Source organism: Halorubrum ezzemoulense (assembly GCF_004126515.1).
Taxonomy (GTDB): Archaea; Halobacteriota; Halobacteria; order Halobacteriales; family Haloferacaceae; genus Halorubrum; species Halorubrum ezzemoulense.
Window position 1 is genome coordinate 1534133 of sequence record NZ_CP034940.1, and the last position, 14191, is coordinate 1548323.

Sequence of the window (14191 nt, forward strand, 5' to 3'; positions counted from 1 at the left end):
GCTTGAAAACTGCGAAAGGAACAGGGAGTCCGACCGGATCTCGCACGGTCGACCGCGGGCGCTCGGCCTGCCCTCAGGCCTCGACGAACCCGCCCGCCCGCAGCGCCTCGTCGACGCCGGCGTCGTCGTGGACGACCGCCGACACCGCTCTCGCGATCCCCTCCGGGTCGTCGTGCTGGAAGATCGACCGCCCCATCGACACCCCGGCGGCGGCGCCGTCCATCGCGCCGCGTACCATCTCGACCGTCTCCCGGTCGGTGCCCTTCGAGCCGCCGGCGATGACGACGGGGAGCCGCGTCGACTCCGTCACGCGGGCGAACGAGTCGCCGTCGCCCGAATACCCGGTCTTCACCACGTCGGCGCCGAGCTCCTCGGCGAGCCTGACGGCGTGTCCGAGGGCCTCCGGGTCGGACTCGTCGACGCCCGGGCCCCGGGCGTACGCCATCGCGAGGACGGGGAGCCCCAGCCGCTCCGCGTCGGCGGTCAGCTCCGCGAGGTCCTCGATCTGGTTCGGCTCGTACTCCGAGCCGACGTTGATGTGGAAGGAGACGGCGTCGGCGCCGGCCCGGACCGCGTCCGCCGCCGTGCCGGTGACGCGCTTGTCGCTCTCGTCGGGGCCGATCGTCGTCGAGCCGTTGAGGTGGACGATGTACCCCGCGTCGTTCTTGTTCGAGTGGACGCGCTCCGCGATCCCGCGCTGGGTGAGCACCGCGTCCGCCCCGCCGCTGGTGACGCCGTCGATCGTCGACTCGATGTCGACGAGCCCCTCGACGGCGCCCATCGTGATCCCGTGGTCCATCGGGACGATCAGGTAGCGGTCGTTCGTGGAGATGCGGTCGAGTCGTGCCGAGAGTCCTGCTGTCATAGTGGGGTGGGTCGTTGTGTGAGAGTGTGGCAATCGTAGGTAAGTGGGTTTCGTTCGGGGACGTATTGGCTCCGAGGCGCCGGGATCAGACCGACTCTGTCGCCTCGGCCCGCGAGCGGCGGCCGCGCTCCGCGCCCTCGGTCAGTTCGCGGGAGAGCGCCTCCAGCCGGTCGGCGACCGCCGCGGTCGGGAGGTCCTCCGCGACGCCCTCGGCGACGATGTCGACCAGCGCGGAGCCGACGATGATCCCGTCGGCGCCGCCAGCGACGATCCGCTCGGCGTGCTCGCCGGACGAGATGCCGAACCCGACCGCCTTCGGCACGTCGTACTCGCGGAGCCGGTCGAGGCTCGCCGTGGTCTGGTCTGAGACGTCGTCCCGGGCGCCGGTCGTCCCGAGCCGGGCCTGGACGTACACGTAGCCCGAGACGCGCTCCATGAGCCGGTCGAGGCGGTCCGCGCGCGTCGTCGGCGCGACGATGAAGACGAGGTCGAGCCCGAACTCGTCGCAGGCCTCGCGCAACGGGTCCGCCTCCTCGGCCGGCAGGTCGGGGACGACGAGGCCCTGAATCCCGGCCGCGGCGGCGCGCTCGACGAAGGGCCGCGGTCCCTCGCCCTCACCGTACTGGTAAATGAGATTGTAGTACGTCATACAGACTAACGCGGCGTCCACGTCGAGGTCCTCCGCGAACGCGAAGAACCGCTCCGGCGTCATCCCCGCGTCGAGCGAGCGGACGAGCGCCTCCTGTATCGTCGACCCCTCCGCGATCGGCTCGGAGAAGGGGAGGCCGAGCTCGATCACGTCCGCGCCGCCGCGGTCGAGCGCCTCGACGTACGCCTTCGACGACTCGTAGTCCGGATCGCCGACGACGAGGTACGGGACGTAGGCCGGGCCGTCCGCGAACGCCGCGGCGATCGCCGAGGAGTTGGCGGGCTCCCCCATTCAGATTCCCTCCGTGAACATCGACATGTCCGGCGCGTTCGGCACGTCCCGCTGGTCGGTCTCCTCGATGGCGGCGTCGAGGTCCTTGTCGCCGCGCCCCGAGACGTTCACGATCACGCGCTCGCCGAGGTCCTCGTGGTGCTCCTCGAGGTAGCCGAACGCGTGCGCCGTCTCCAGCGCCGGGATGATCCCCTCCGTGTTCGAGAGCCGGTGGAACCCCTCCAAGGCGGCGTCGTCGTCGACCGCGACCGGGTCGACGCGGCCCTCGTCGACGAGGTACGCGAGCTCCGGACCGACGCCGGCGTAGTCGAGCCCGGAGGAGACGGAGTGGCTCTCCATGATCTGCCCGTCCGAGTCCTGGAGCAGCTTCGTCCGCGCCCCGTGGAGGACGCCCTCGTCGCCCGCGTACAGCGACGCGGAGTTCGGCGCGACGCCCTCCTCCTCGTCGACTTCGAGGGTGGAGCCGCCCGCCTCGACCGCGTGGAGGGCGACGGACTCGTCGTCGACGAAGTCGGCGAACGTGCCCATCGTGTTCGACCCGCCGCCCGCGCAGGCGACCACGTCGGTCGGGAGCCCGCCCGTCTTTTCGATCGCTTGCTCGCGCGCCTCCTCGGAGATGACCGCCTGGAAGTCGCGGACCATGACCGGGAACGGGTGCGGGCCGACGATCGACCCGATCACGTAGTGGGTGTCCTCAACGGTCTCCGCCCAGTCGCGCATCGTCTCGGAGATGGCCTCCTTGAGGGTGCCGCGCCCGGTGGTGACGGGCTTGACCTCCGACCCGTTGAGCTTCATCCGGAACACGTTGGGGCGCTGGCGGTTGATGTCGCGCTCGCCCATGTAGATCGTACAGGGCATGTCCAGGTGCGCGGCCGCCATGGCCGTCGCGGTGCCGTGCTGGCCGGCGCCCGTCTCCGCGATGATGCGCTCTTTGCCCATGTACTTCGCCAAGAGGACCTGCCCGAGCGCGTTGTTCAGCTTGTGGGCGCCGCCGTGGAGGAGGTCCTCGCGCTTGAGGAACACCTCCGTGTCGTAGCGCTCCGAGAGCCGGTCGGCGCGCTGGAGCGGCGTCGGCCGCCCGCCGAACGCCGCGAGCCGCTCGCGGAACTCGTCCATGAACCCGTCCTCGTTGTTCAGGACGTAGCGCTCGTACGCGTCGGCCAGCTCCTCGATGGCGGGCATCAGCGCTTCCGGGACGTACTGGCCGCCGTACCGGCCGAACTTCCCGTCGTCGCGCCCGCGCTCGCGGCCCGGTCGCCGCGAGGGCACCGCGCCGTCCGTTGCTTCCGTCGTCCGCGTGTCGGTCTCGCTCATGTGGGTGTCTCCGTTGTCTCCGTCGCGTCGTCGTCCGCGGCCGCCGCGTCATCGCCGTCCACGGTCGCCTCGTCGCCGCCGGCCTCCGTCCGCACCAGTTCGCGGGTGTTCGCCGCCACGTCGCCGTCCATGATCGCGCTCCCGACGAGCAGCGCGTCGGCGCCCGCGGCCCGCATCCGGCGGACGTCGGCGGGCGATCCGATGCCGCTCTCGGCGATCAGCGTGACCTCGTCCGGGACGTGGGGCGCCACGGACTCGAAGGTTCCGAGGTCGACGACTAGCTCCGCGAGGTCGCGGTTGTTCACGCCGATCGTCGTCGCGCCCGCGTCGAGCGCGCGCTCCAGCTCCTCCCGGTCGTGGACCTCGACGAGGACCTGGAATCCCCGGTCTCGGGCGGCCTCGAGCAGTGTCGGGAGGTCGTCGCCGACGAAGCGGGCGATGAGCAGGACCACGTCGCTCTCGACGGCGTCGAGCTGCGCCTCGTCGACGACGAAGTCCTTCCGGAGGACCGGTACGTCCACCGCGTCGCGCACGCGCTCGAGGGTGTCGACGCTCCCGCCGAAGTGCCCCGGCTCGGTGAGCACGCTCAGCGCGGCCGCCCCGCCGGCGACCATCCCCTCCGCGAGCGCGACGGGGTCGTCCTCGCGGCTTCCCTCGGTCGTCGGGCTCGTGGGCTTCACCTCGGCGATAAGCGGGACGCGGTCCTCGGCGTCGGCCCGTTCGAACGCGGCCGAGAGGTCGCGCGGCGAGACCGAGATGTCCCCGTCGGCTCCCCGGGCCGCGCTCGCCCGCTCCCGGGCGCCGGACAGGATCGACCTGACCGCCGGCGCCAGCTCGTCTGGATCGTCCATTACTATACACTAATGTACGTATCTGTTCATAAGACTTGCGGGGGCGGCCGGGACGCCGTAGCTTCTCACAGAGAAGCCGAACACGTTCCCGTGCCGATGACTTAAGTGATTCACCCTTCCAACGAAGGGTATGAGCCTGTCCGGTACGTCCGGCGTCTTCGCCCGGCAGTTCGACGAGATCGGTCGGACCGTCCAGATCGGGTTCGCCGGCGGTCGCGTCATCTCGGTGTCGTTCCCCGCCGAGCACCCCGGCGACGCCGACGGCGACCACGACCTGTTAGACAGGATCGACGCGTACCTCGGCGGCGAGCGCGACGAGTTCGCCGAGGTCGCGCTCGGCCTCACGGTTCCGACGGACCGGCGCGAGGCGCTGGAGGCGCTCCGGAGCGTCCCGTACGGCGAGGAGGTCTCCGTGAGCCGACTCGCGCGGCTCGGCGGGTTCGACCCCGACGACCCGGACGACCTGGAGGTCGTGACGGGAGCGCTCGCCGACAACCCGATCCCGGTCCTGCTGCCGGACCACCGGGTGAGCGGCGGACCGTACGCGACGCCGAGCGACGTGCGGAGCGAGCTCCGGCGCGTCGAGGGAGTCTCTCGGTAACGGCACCCCGGCGTCAGCGCGCGCGACCGGCGTATCGCGTATAAGAACTCTTTGTTATCGTTCATTATAGATACACGACCGAGCCAGCTCTAATACCGCCGCGCCCGGGCCGTTACAACTGTCGTTGGTGATTCGATATGAACGGTGAGAAGCGAACGGGAGCGGAGACGGACGGACCGATGACTGCGATGTCGCGTCGGGGGGCGCTCGGCTTCCTCGGAGTTGCCGGGTTCGCCGGGTTGTCGAGCACGACCGCGAGCGCGAAGCAGAGGAAGGGTAACGGAAACGGCGGAAACGGAAACGGCGGGGGCGGCAACGGTGCCAGCGCGGAGATCAACGTCTTACCGAACCCGAACTTCATCACGAACGCAGCCGGGGAGGTCCCGCCGTTCGACCCGGACGTTGAACTGTTCGATCCGGCGCCGGTCTCGATCCCGCTCGACGAGATCATCGAGGGAAGCGAGGAGTACGACTCGACGCTCGGTCGCTCGCTGAACGACGGGAAGCATCAGGTCGTCCGACCGCCGGCGGGGTACGACCGCGAGGAGGGGTACGACGGCTCGTGGGCCCCGGTGACGTGGGGCGAATACGGCGCGGTCGGCGGAACGGCGACCGTCGGCGGCGTGAAGCCGGACAACGGGAACGGCGGGAACGGCAGTGGGAACGGCGGCGCGACAGGAACGCGCGTCAACATCAACGTCGAGAACGCGCTGCCGAACGGTCAGTACACGATCTGGGTCGTCAAGTTCGCCGCGCTCGCGGACGACAGCGACCTCAGCCCGAGCGACCCGTTCGTGACGCCCGCCGGGAACGGGCTGGTCGGCTTCCACAACCTCGGCCAGAAGTTCGGCGACGACGGCGACTCGGAGAACGACTTCACGGTCGACGAGAACGGCGACGGCGGGATTCGCGTCTTCAACGAGGGCGGCGACCTGACCGGGATCCCCGGGTTCAACGAGCCGGGATACCCGTTCGTCGGCGAGGCCGACGACTACGAGCAGAGCGCGGACCGACTCAGCGAGATCGCGAACGACCTGCGAGAGGAGGACGAGATCCACTTCGTCGGCGCGTTCCACTACGACGACCAGGTGTGGGGCGTCTACCCAGGCCCCTGGCACGTGAACCAGTTCAGCGCGGTCTTCCAGTTCTGACCGCGACGGCAGCCCGGCCGACCGGCCGGCTCAGATCTCGAAGTCGGGCGTGTCGAACGCGCCCTCGTCGGCGTCGACGTCGTAGCGCTCGATCCCGGTGAGCGCGACGTCGAGCGTCGCCTCGGCGTCCCACCGCCCCGTGTTGATCGCGAGGTCGTAGATAGAGCGGTCGGACAGATCGATCCCGTAGTAGGATTTGTACCGCTGCTCCTCGATTACCTCCCGGACCTGCATCTCCGAGGTCATCTCCTCACGGTCGGCCGTGCGGTCCGCGCGGACCTCGTCGGGCGCGTCGAGCCAGATCCGGATGTCGGCGCGGTTGCCGGCGAGCCAGCCCGCCAGCCGCGACTCCAGCACGAACGCCTTGTTCGCGGTTCCCCACTTCTCGGCGATGCGACGGAGCCGCTGGTCGAGCGCCCGGTCGATCTCCTCGGACTCGCCGGTCTCGGCGATGAGCTGCGAGAGGCTCATGTCCCGCTCGGCCGCGATTTCGCGGAACAGCTCGCCCCCGGAGACGTAGCCGCAGTCGAGCGCGTCGGCGATCCCCTCGACGAGCGTCGTGGCCCCGCAGCCCGGCGGGCCGGAGACGGTGACGAACAGGTTCCGGTCGATCCGTCTGTCGGGCTCCGGCGAGGTGCCGCTCATGCGTGTTGCGCCACGGAAGGCCGTCGGATAAACGGGTCGGTTGCGGGAACGCCCGCCGGACCGGCCGGGCGGGCCGTCTCGCCGCCGGGCGGGCGATGCGGTTCGACGCAACCGATTTCCCGTCCGGAGCCCTCGTGATCGCCGTGAGCGAAACCACGGACCGCGGCGACGAGGCCGCCGCGCGGGCGCTCCTCCGCGACGCGGTCGAGCGCGGCGCGATCGCCGACCCCGACTTCGACCCGGAGTCGGTCCCGATCGCGGACGCCGACGTGCTCGCCCGGCTCTCGCCGCCGGTCCGTCGCTGGTGGGTCGAACGTTTCGGCGGGTACGTCGGCGAGAACGGCGGCTTCTTCACGCCACCGCAGCGCGAGGCGATCCCCCACGTCGACGACGGCCGGAACTGCCTCGTCGCCGCCCCGACCGGCAGCGGGAAGACGCTCGCCTCCTTCCTCGCGGTCCTCGACGACCTCTTCGCCCGCGACCGCGACGGCGAACTCGAGAACTCCGTCTACTGCCTCTACGTCTCGCCGCTGAAGTCGCTCGCGAACGACATCGAGCGCAACCTCGAAACCCCGCTGGCGGGGATCGGCGAGGCGGTCGCCGCCGCGGAGGCGGAGAGCGCGACCCGCGACGGCGACGACGGGGCGGCCTCGGACGGCGCCTACGACCCCGGCGTCAGGCAGGCGATCCGCCACGGCGACACCTCGAAGGCGGACCGACAGGCGATGCTCTCGGAGACGCCGCACGTCCTCAACACCACGCCGGAGACGCTGGCGATCCTGCTCAACTCGCCGAAGTTCAAGGAGAAGCTCCGGACCGTCGAGTACGTGATCGTCGACGAGATCCACTCGCTGGCGGCGAACAAGCGCGGTACCCACCTCGCGGTGTCGCTGGAGCGACTGACGGAACTGGCGCGCAACGAGGGTTCGGACGCAGGGGAATCGGCCGGCGGCCCGGCGCCGCACGCGCCCGGCGACATCACCCGGATCGGCTGCTCGGCGACGGTCGAGCCGCTCGACGGGATCGCCTCGTTCCTCGTGGGGCGCGAGCGCGCCGCGGGCGCTGTCGGCGAGTTCGAGGGGTTCGAGACGCGCCCCTGCGAGGTGGTCGACGCGCGGTTCGCCCGCGAGTTCGACCTCGAACTCCGGACGCCGGCGGCCGACCTCATCCACACGCCGCGGTCGGCGGTGACCGACCGCTTCTACGAGTCGCTTCACGACCTCGTCGAGGCCCACAAGAACACGCTCGTGTTCACGAACTCACGGTCTGGCGCCGAGCGAACCCTTCAGGAGCTCCGCCAGCGGTTCGACTACGACGAGTCGGACTCGGGCGTCCACCACGGGAGCCTCGGCGAGACGCAGCGAACGCGGGTCGAGGAGGGGCTGAAGTCGGGCGATCTCGACGTGGTCACCACCTCGACGAGCCTCGAGCTCGGCATCGACATGCCGCACCTCGACCTCGTGGTTCAGGTCGGCTCGCCGAAGTCGGTCGCGGCGCTGCTCCAGCGCGTCGGCCGGGCGGGCCACAGCCCGGGCGAGACCGTCGAGGGACGGGTGTTCGCCCTCGACCGGGACGAGTTGATCGAGTGCGCGACGCTGCTCGCGCGCGCCGAGGAGGGGTTCGTGGACCGGGTGTTCCCGCCCGAGGGCGCCTACGACGTTGCCGCCCAGCACGTGTACGGAATGGCCATCAACCGGATCCGCCCCGACCGCGAGGTCCGGGAGGTGCTGCGCCGCGCGCACCCGTACCGCGGCTTCGACGACGAGGCGTACGAGCGGCTGTTCCGGTACCTCACCGGCGACTACGACGGACTGGAGGAGAAGAACGTCTACCCGAAGGTGTGGCGCGACGGCAACGACCCGCCCGACGGCGAGCACCACTACCCCGAGTACCCGGTCGGCGAGACGCTCGTCGGGAAGCGCGGGCGGCTCGCGCGGGTCATCTACATGACGAACGTAGGGACGATCCCCGACTCGTTCACCTGCGACGTGTTCACGCGCGACGACGAGTGGGTCGGCACGCTCGACGAGTCGTATCTCGACACGCTGGAGTCCGGCGACGTGTTCGCGCTTGGCGGCGAGCGGTTCGCGTTCCGCTACCGCCGCGGCTCGAAGGTGTACGCCGACCGGACGAGCGAGCGCCCGACCGTCCCCTCGTGGTTCGCCGAGCGCCTTCCCCTCTCGGCGGACCTCGCCCGCGAGGTGTTGGCGTTCCAGGCCGAACTCCTCGACCGGCTGGCCGGCGATGACCCGAGCGCCGGCCCCGCCGCGGTCCGAGCGTGGCTCCGCGAGTTCCCCCTCGACGGGAACGCCGTCCGCGCGCTCGCCCGGATGTACGACGAGCAGGTCCGGTACGCCGGCGCCGAGGCCGTCTCGACGCCCGACCGCCTCGTCGTCGAGGAGGAGCTCGACCGGAGCGAGTACAAGCGCCGCTTCTACGTCCACTCGACGTACGGGCGCCGGTTCAACGACGGCCTCTCGCGGCTCGTCGCGGCGGCGGTGGCGAACCGGACCGACGCCAACGTCGCGGTCGCGGTCGCGGATCGCGGGTTCAGCCTCGCGCTCCCGCTCAACCGCAAGGTCGACGTGGCGGGTATCCTCGCCGACCTCGACCCGGAGACGGTCCGGGAGGACCTCCGCGAGGCCGTTCAGGGGACCGACCTGCTCCAGCGCTACTTCCGGATCAACGCCGGGCGCGCGCTGCTCATCCTGAAGCGGTACAAGGGGTACGAGAAGTCGGCGGCCGAACAGCAGGTCTCCGCCGAAATGTTGCTGTCGTTCGCGGCCGATCTGGAGGAGTTCGCCGTGTTGGAGGAGACGTACCGCGAACTGCTGGAGGACCGCCTCGACGTGGGCGGGATCCGCGAGGCCGTCGGTCGGATCGCGGGCGGCGACCTCGCGGTCGAACACCGCGTCGTCGACTCGCCGAGCCCGCTCGCGTTCGGGCTGGCGACGCTCGTCGACTCCGACACGGTCATCGCTGACGACGAGTCCGCGGTCCTGCGGGAGTTCCACGCCCGCGTCATGGAGGAAATCGGCGACGGGCCGCGGAGCGCCGACCGCGACGCCGAACCGCCCGGGGACCGGGAGGGCGACTGAGATGGCGGAGCCCGCGCCGTCGACGGCGTCGCCGCGCTCCCGGCTCCGGCTCCGGTTCGCCGGCGCGGTAACGCTCGGCGCGCTCGGGCTCGCCGCGCTGTGGCGCACGTTCGGGACCGCGTGGGTCCTCGCCGCGGCCGGACCGGGCGCGTACCTGGCGGCGTACGCGTGGACCCACCTCGGTGCGAACCACCGACCCGGCGTCGACGGGCCGCGCCCGCGGCTCGGCCCGGCGAACGCGATCACGCTGTTCCGCGGCTGGCTCGCGTCGGTCCTCGCCGGCGCGCTGGCGGCCGCCCCGCCGCACCCGTGGATCCCCGCCGCGCTGTTCGCGGGCGCGGTCAGCCTCGACGCGGTCGACGGGGCGGTCGCCCGCCGGACCCGGGAGACGATCCTCGGCGCTCGCCTCGACGGCGCGACCGACGCGCTGGCCGTCCTCGTCGGGGCCGCGGTCGCCGTCGCGCTCGGGGCGCTCCCGGCGTGGTACCTCCTCGCCGGCGGCGTCTGGTACGCCTACGCAGGGTCATTGTGGTGGCGGCGGCGGACCGGCGCGCTGGTGTACGAACTCCCGCCGAGCCGGGTCCGCCCGTTCGTCGGCACCGCGCAGTTCGCCGCCGTCGCGGTCGCGCTCGTGCCGGGCGTCGGGGGCGCTCGGGTGGCCTCCCCGCTCGCCGCGTTCGCGGGCGTCGCGCTCGCGGCGCTGCTGGCGAGTTTCGCTCGCGATTGGGCGGCCGCGACGGGACGGCTCGGCCGCGACGACCCGCCGACCGCGAACCGCGAGTGACCGAAACGCTCCCGCCGTCTGCGCGCGGAGAGCCTCAGGACTCTCGGGACAACAGGACCGCGAGGACGGCGATCAGCGCGACCTGCGCGACCTTGTCGACGGCGCCGTAGACGCCGACGTCGGCCGGGAACGAGTACGTCCCGAAGACGAAGTTGATGACGTACCACAGGACGATCTGTCCGGCGGTGAACGGGATTCCGAGCGCGTACACCAGCCGGCGGCGGTACCCCGAGACGATCGCCGTCACGCCCGCGCCGAAGCCCAGAGTCGCGAAGAAGAACGAGATCCCCAACGCCCCCCCGACCAGGAAGCCGAGCGCAACGTGGACGATCCCGGACACGGTCGCGGCGAGGATTCCGATCCAGTGGAGGGGGGTCAACGATTCGACGTCGACGCCGGTGTCGGTGCGTGTCATGAATGTGCGACCCACGGACTCGGTCGGCTTATGTCTACTCCCGCCCCCGAATCGACGGCCGACGAGGGGGCGCCGACCGTCGCCGCCGTGGGTTTATGACGGATCGGTCCGTGTAATCGCCAATGCCACATCGTCTCAGTCGTCGACCGCGGACGGGTGAGTCCGCGTGAGCGACGGCGACGCCGGACGGGCCGTAGAGTTCGTCGGTCCGGAGCGCGTCGAGGTTGTCCCGACGGAGGCGCCCGTCCCCGGTCCCGACGAAGTGGTCGTCGACGCCACCGTCTCCGCGGTGAGCGCCGGATCGGAGCTGCTCGCGTACCGCGGCGAACTCGACCCGGAGACGGTCGCGGACGAGGAGCTGCCCGCGCTCGACGGCGACCTCTCGTACCCGCTCCGTTACGGCTACGCGGTCGTCGGGAGCGTGACCGCGGTCGGCGACGCGATCGACCCCGCGTGGCGCGGTCGCACCGTCTTCGCGTTCAACCCCCACGAGACCCGGTTCGCCGTCGCCCCGGACGCCCTGCGTCCGGTCCCCGACGGGATCGACCCGGAGACGGCGACGCTGTTCGCGAACGCCGAGACCGCGGTCACGCTGACGCTCGACGCCGCTCCCCGGATCGGCGAGCGCGTCGCGGTGTTCGGCGAGGGCGTCGTGGGGCTGCTCACGACCGCGCTGCTCGCGCGGAGCGGCGCCGAGACCGTCGTCGCGGTCGAGCCGAAGGACCGCCGCCGGTCGCTCGCGGCCGAGTTCGGCGCCGACGCCGTCGTCGACCCGAGCCGATACGGCGGGCGGGGGGGCGTCGTCGACGCCGTGCGCGAGCACACGGGCGGCGTCGACCTCGCGGTCGAGGTGTCGGGCCGGCCCGAGACGCTCGAAACGGCCGTCGAGACGACGCGGTTCGACGGCCGGGTCCTCGTCGGATCGTGGTACGGGACCAAGCGCGCCGACCTCGGCTTCGGCGACCACTTCCACCGCGGGCGCGTCACCGTCCGCAGCAGTCAGGTCACCACCATCGCGCCGGAGCTCCGCGGGCGCTGGGACCGCGACCGCCGCCGCGAGACCGCCTGGCGCGAGCTCCGCCGACTCGACGGCGACCTCGACGTGACGGACCGCCTCGTCACCGACCGCGTCCCGGTCGGCCGGGCGGCGAGCGCGTACCGCCGGCTCGCCGACGAGACCGAGCCGACCCTCCAACTCCTCTTCACTTACCCATGTACGAACTGACCGTCACCGAGTCGTTCGTCGCACAGCACTACCTCACCGTCCCCAACCCGCCAGCCGACGAGGCGGCGCTTCACTCTCACGTGTTCACCGCGGAGGCGACGTTCCGCGGCCCGGAACTGGGCGAGTACGGCTACCTGCTCGATATCGACCTCGCGCTCGACGCCCTGAGCGACGCCGCGGAGCGCTACCGCGACGAGACGCTCAACGACCACCTAGAGGGCAACCCGAGCGCCGAGCGTCTGGCCCGGGCGCTGTTCGACGCGCTCGCGACCGTCGACGCCCCGGCCGCGACGGAGCTGACGGTGACCGTCCGCGAGGACGACGTGGCGAGCGTCTCGTTCACCGGCGACCTGCGGTGACCGTCCGATGCGCGTCACGCTCGTCCTCGCCGGCGACATCGAGTCCGAGTCCGGCGGGTTCTACTACGACCGGCGGCTCCGCGACCGGCTCCGCGAGCGCGGGCACGCGGTCGAGGTCGTCTCGCTCCCGCGGGGCTCGTACCGGGAGCGACTCGCGCCGAACCTTCGCGCCCGCCGGCTCGCCGACCGGCTCTCGGAGTTCGACGTCGTCGTTGAGGACGGGCTGGCGCACCCCTCCGTGCTGTGCGCCAACCGACGGCTCGACGCGCCGTCGGTCGCGCTCGTCCACATGATCGCGTGGCGTGCGCGGGCGGCTGAAGGGGTGCGATCGAGCGGGACGGGAGCCGGCGAGCGGGTCCGCGCCGAACTCGGTCGGCGCGGGGTCGCGGCGATCGAGCGCCGATTCCTCCGCGGGGTCGACGCCGCGGTGTACAACGCCGAGACGACCCGCCGGGACGCGGCCGAGCTCGGCGGGCCGGCGCGCAGCGTGGTCGCGCCGCCGGCCGGCGACCGCTTCGAACCGGTGGTCTCCGCCTCGGAGATCCGCGAGCGAGCGCGATCCGGCCCGCTGGAGGTGACGTTCCTCGGCAACGTCGTCCCGCGGAAGGGGCTCGATACGCTCGTCGAGGGAGTCGCCCGGCTCGACCGCGCCGCGGTCGACTGGCGGCTGACCGTCGTCGGCGATCGGACGATCGCGCCCGAGCACGTCGAGCGCGTGGAAGGCATGACCGCCGAGGCCGGGATCGGCGACCGGGTCCGGTTCGCCGGCCGACTCGACGACGCGACCGTCGCGGCGCGGCTGCGCGAGAGCCACGTCCTCGCGGTGCCCTCGCAGTACGAGCCGTTCGGTATGGTGTACCTGGAAGCGATGGGGTTCGGCTGCGTTCCGCTGGCGACGACCGCGGGCGGGGCGAGCGAGTTCGTCCGCGACGGCGACTCCGGGGTCCTCGTTCCGCCTGGCGACCCCCGCGCCGTGTCCCGGGCGCTCCGGGACCTCGACGACCGCGACCGGCTGGCGGAGATGGGGATCGCCGCGCGCCGCGACTACGAGGCGCGCCCGGGGTGGCCCGAGACGCTCGACCGCGTCGTCGACTTCCTGGCGGCGACCGGTAGCGAGAGGCCGCGGGGTGACGCCGCGTGACCGACCACGCGACGTACCTCGACGCGAAGCGGGCGCTCGACGACCGCTCTCTGAACCGCGAGGTCCTCGATCGGTTCGCCGCCGAACTCCCGCCGGAGCCGGAGATACTCGAAGTCGGCGCCGGGACGGCGACGATGGTCGAGCGCCTCGTCGACTGGGGCGTGATCGAGGGGGGCCGGTGGGTAGCGGTCGACGCCCACGAGGCCGCGCTCGCCGCGGGCGAGGCCCGGGTCGGGGAGGCGGTGGGCGACGTGGCCGTCGAGTACCGCGTCGCCGACGCCTTCGACGCTGTGAGCAAGGCGGTGGCCGCGGGAGACCGGTTCGACGCCGTCGTTGGCTGCGCGTTCTTCGACGTGGTCGACGCGGCGCCCGCGGTCGCCGCCCTCGCGGACGTGGCCCCCGTCGCGTACGCGCCGATAACCTACGACGGCGAGACGCGCTTCGCGCCAGCGGACCCCGACGACGACGCCGTCCTCGACCGCTACCACCGACACATGCGGGAGTTCAGGGCCGGGGGCCCGGACGGCGCGGCGGCCTTGGCTCGGGAGGCGACCGTGATCGCGGAGGGGCCGTCTCCGTGGCGGATCGAGCCCCCCTACGAGTCCGGCGAGCGGACGGTCCTCGCGCACCTGCTCGATACGGTCGAAGAGGCGGTCGGAGAGACCGGATACGACGCGAGCGACTGGGCGGAGCGGCGGCGAGCGGCGCTCAAGGACGGGCGGCTCCGCTACGAGGCCGCGAACCGGGACCTGCTGGTCCGCCTCGACTGACGCCCTCGATCGGCGGAGGAGTCCGGCCCGGT

14 protein-coding genes are annotated in these 14191 nt (G+C 72.0%); 8 read left to right on the forward strand and 6 right to left on the reverse strand.

What is annotated here, in order from left to right; all coding sequences use genetic code 11:
• Positions 1-73: 73 nt before the first annotated feature.
• From EO776_RS07625 to trpC, 4 genes are all read right to left on the reverse strand, one after another.
• The gene (locus EO776_RS07625) at positions 74-865 is read right to left on the reverse strand and encodes a 2-amino-3,7-dideoxy-D-threo-hept-6-ulosonate synthase (RefSeq protein ID WP_100050464.1); all 792 of its coding nucleotides are present in this window, start codon (positions 863-865) and stop codon (positions 74-76) included.
• A gap of 85 nt (positions 866-950) precedes the next feature.
• Positions 951-1805 (reverse strand): tryptophan synthase subunit alpha, encoded by an 855-nt coding sequence (trpA, locus tag EO776_RS07630; RefSeq protein ID WP_086216587.1) that lies wholly within the window; start codon positions 1803-1805, stop codon positions 951-953.
• Positions 1806-3119 (reverse strand): tryptophan synthase subunit beta, encoded by a 1314-nt coding sequence (gene trpB, locus EO776_RS07635; RefSeq protein ID WP_049929566.1) that lies wholly within the window; start codon positions 3117-3119, stop codon positions 1806-1808.
• Entirely contained in the window at positions 3116-3970 is an 855-nt protein-coding gene (trpC, locus tag EO776_RS07640; protein ID WP_100050465.1) for an indole-3-glycerol phosphate synthase, read from the reverse strand. Before trpC ends, trpB begins: the two co-directional genes overlap by 4 nt.
• 130 nt (positions 3971-4100) lie before the next feature.
• Between trpC and EO776_RS07645 the strand changes: the two genes are divergently transcribed.
• Together EO776_RS07645 and EO776_RS07650 are read left to right on the forward strand one after the other, a co-directional pair.
• On the forward strand, positions 4101-4571 hold the full coding sequence (locus EO776_RS07645) for an MGMT family protein (protein ID WP_089307651.1): 471 nt from the start codon (positions 4101-4103) through the stop codon (positions 4569-4571).
• 137 nt (positions 4572-4708) lie between these two features.
• Positions 4709-5722 (forward strand): hypothetical protein, encoded by a 1014-nt coding sequence (locus tag EO776_RS07650; protein ID WP_100050466.1) that lies wholly within the window; start codon positions 4709-4711, stop codon positions 5720-5722.
• 30 nt (positions 5723-5752) lie between these two features.
• Here EO776_RS07650 and cmk read toward each other — a convergent pair whose 3' ends face one another.
• Positions 5753-6367: a (d)CMP kinase gene (cmk, locus tag EO776_RS07655; RefSeq protein WP_049929561.1), complete on the reverse strand. Its 615-nt coding sequence runs from the start codon at positions 6365-6367 to the stop codon at positions 5753-5755.
• 134 nt (positions 6368-6501) lie between these two features.
• Between cmk and EO776_RS07660 the strand changes: the two genes are divergently transcribed.
• Together EO776_RS07660 and EO776_RS07665 are read left to right on the forward strand one after the other, a co-directional pair.
• Positions 6502-9465, forward strand: coding sequence for an ATP-dependent helicase (locus EO776_RS07660; RefSeq protein ID WP_100050486.1), 2964 nt, complete (start codon positions 6502-6504; stop codon positions 9463-9465).
• A gap of 1 nt (position 9466) precedes the next feature.
• The gene (locus EO776_RS07665; protein ID WP_094582886.1) at positions 9467-10249 is read left to right on the forward strand and encodes a CDP-alcohol phosphatidyltransferase family protein; all 783 of its coding nucleotides are present in this window, start codon (positions 9467-9469) and stop codon (positions 10247-10249) included.
• Between the two features lie 34 nt (positions 10250-10283).
• Here the strand turns inward: EO776_RS07665 and EO776_RS07670 are convergent, their stop codons facing one another.
• The gene (locus EO776_RS07670; protein ID WP_086216580.1) at positions 10284-10664 is read right to left on the reverse strand and encodes a hypothetical protein; all 381 of its coding nucleotides are present in this window, start codon (positions 10662-10664) and stop codon (positions 10284-10286) included.
• A 166-nt stretch (positions 10665-10830) separates the two neighbouring features.
• Here EO776_RS07670 and EO776_RS07675 point away from each other — a divergent pair, with 166 nt between their 5' ends.
• From EO776_RS07675 to EO776_RS07690, 4 genes are read left to right on the forward strand one after another with little or no spacing between them, the layout of a single operon-like run.
• Entirely contained in the window at positions 10831-11889 is a 1059-nt protein-coding gene (locus EO776_RS07675) for a zinc-dependent alcohol dehydrogenase (protein ID WP_100050467.1), read from the forward strand.
• Positions 11877-12248: a 6-pyruvoyl trahydropterin synthase family protein gene (locus EO776_RS07680; protein ID WP_049929556.1), complete on the forward strand. Its 372-nt coding sequence runs from the start codon at positions 11877-11879 to the stop codon at positions 12246-12248. The genes EO776_RS07675 and EO776_RS07680 overlap by 13 nt, the downstream gene beginning before the upstream one ends.
• A gap of 7 nt (positions 12249-12255) precedes the next feature.
• Positions 12256-13389 carry a glycosyltransferase family 4 protein gene (locus tag EO776_RS07685; RefSeq protein WP_100050468.1) on the forward strand — a complete coding sequence of 378 codons (1134 nt, stop codon included), beginning with the start codon at positions 12256-12258 and terminating at the stop codon, positions 13387-13389.
• On the forward strand, positions 13386-14159 hold the full coding sequence (locus EO776_RS07690) for a class I SAM-dependent methyltransferase (RefSeq protein ID WP_089307645.1): 774 nt from the start codon (positions 13386-13388) through the stop codon (positions 14157-14159). Before EO776_RS07685 ends, EO776_RS07690 begins: the two co-directional genes overlap by 4 nt.
• The last annotated feature ends 32 nt before the right edge of the window (positions 14160-14191 follow it).

Excerpts from the sequence above, each read along its gene's own strand:
- cmk (WP_049929561.1), bottom strand. The coding sequence starts at position 6,367 with ATGAGCGGCACCTCGCCGGAGCCCGACAGACGGATCGACCGGAACCTG.
- EO776_RS07680 (WP_049929556.1), top strand. The coding sequence starts at position 11,877 with ATGTACGAACTGACCGTCACCGAGTCGTTCGTCGCACAGCACTACCTC.
- EO776_RS07645 (WP_089307651.1), top strand. The coding sequence starts at position 4,101 with ATGAGCCTGTCCGGTACGTCCGGCGTCTTCGCCCGGCAGTTCGACGAG.
- EO776_RS07625 (WP_100050464.1), bottom strand. The coding sequence starts at position 865 with ATGACAGCAGGACTCTCGGCACGACTCGACCGCATCTCCACGAACGAC.
- trpC (WP_100050465.1), bottom strand. The coding sequence starts at position 3,970 with ATGGACGATCCAGACGAGCTGGCGCCGGCGGTCAGGTCGATCCTGTCC.
- EO776_RS07670 (WP_086216580.1), bottom strand. The coding sequence starts at position 10,664 with ATGACACGCACCGACACCGGCGTCGACGTCGAATCGTTGACCCCCCTC.
- EO776_RS07665 (WP_094582886.1), top strand. The coding sequence starts at position 9,467 with ATGGCGGAGCCCGCGCCGTCGACGGCGTCGCCGCGCTCCCGGCTCCGG.
- EO776_RS07650 (WP_100050466.1), top strand. The coding sequence starts at position 4,709 with ATGAACGGTGAGAAGCGAACGGGAGCGGAGACGGACGGACCGATGACT.
- trpB (WP_049929566.1), bottom strand. The coding sequence starts at position 3,119 with ATGAGCGAGACCGACACGCGGACGACGGAAGCAACGGACGGCGCGGTG.
- EO776_RS07685 (WP_100050468.1), top strand. The coding sequence starts at position 12,256 with ATGCGCGTCACGCTCGTCCTCGCCGGCGACATCGAGTCCGAGTCCGGC.
- trpA (WP_086216587.1), bottom strand. The coding sequence starts at position 1,805 with ATGGGGGAGCCCGCCAACTCCTCGGCGATCGCCGCGGCGTTCGCGGAC.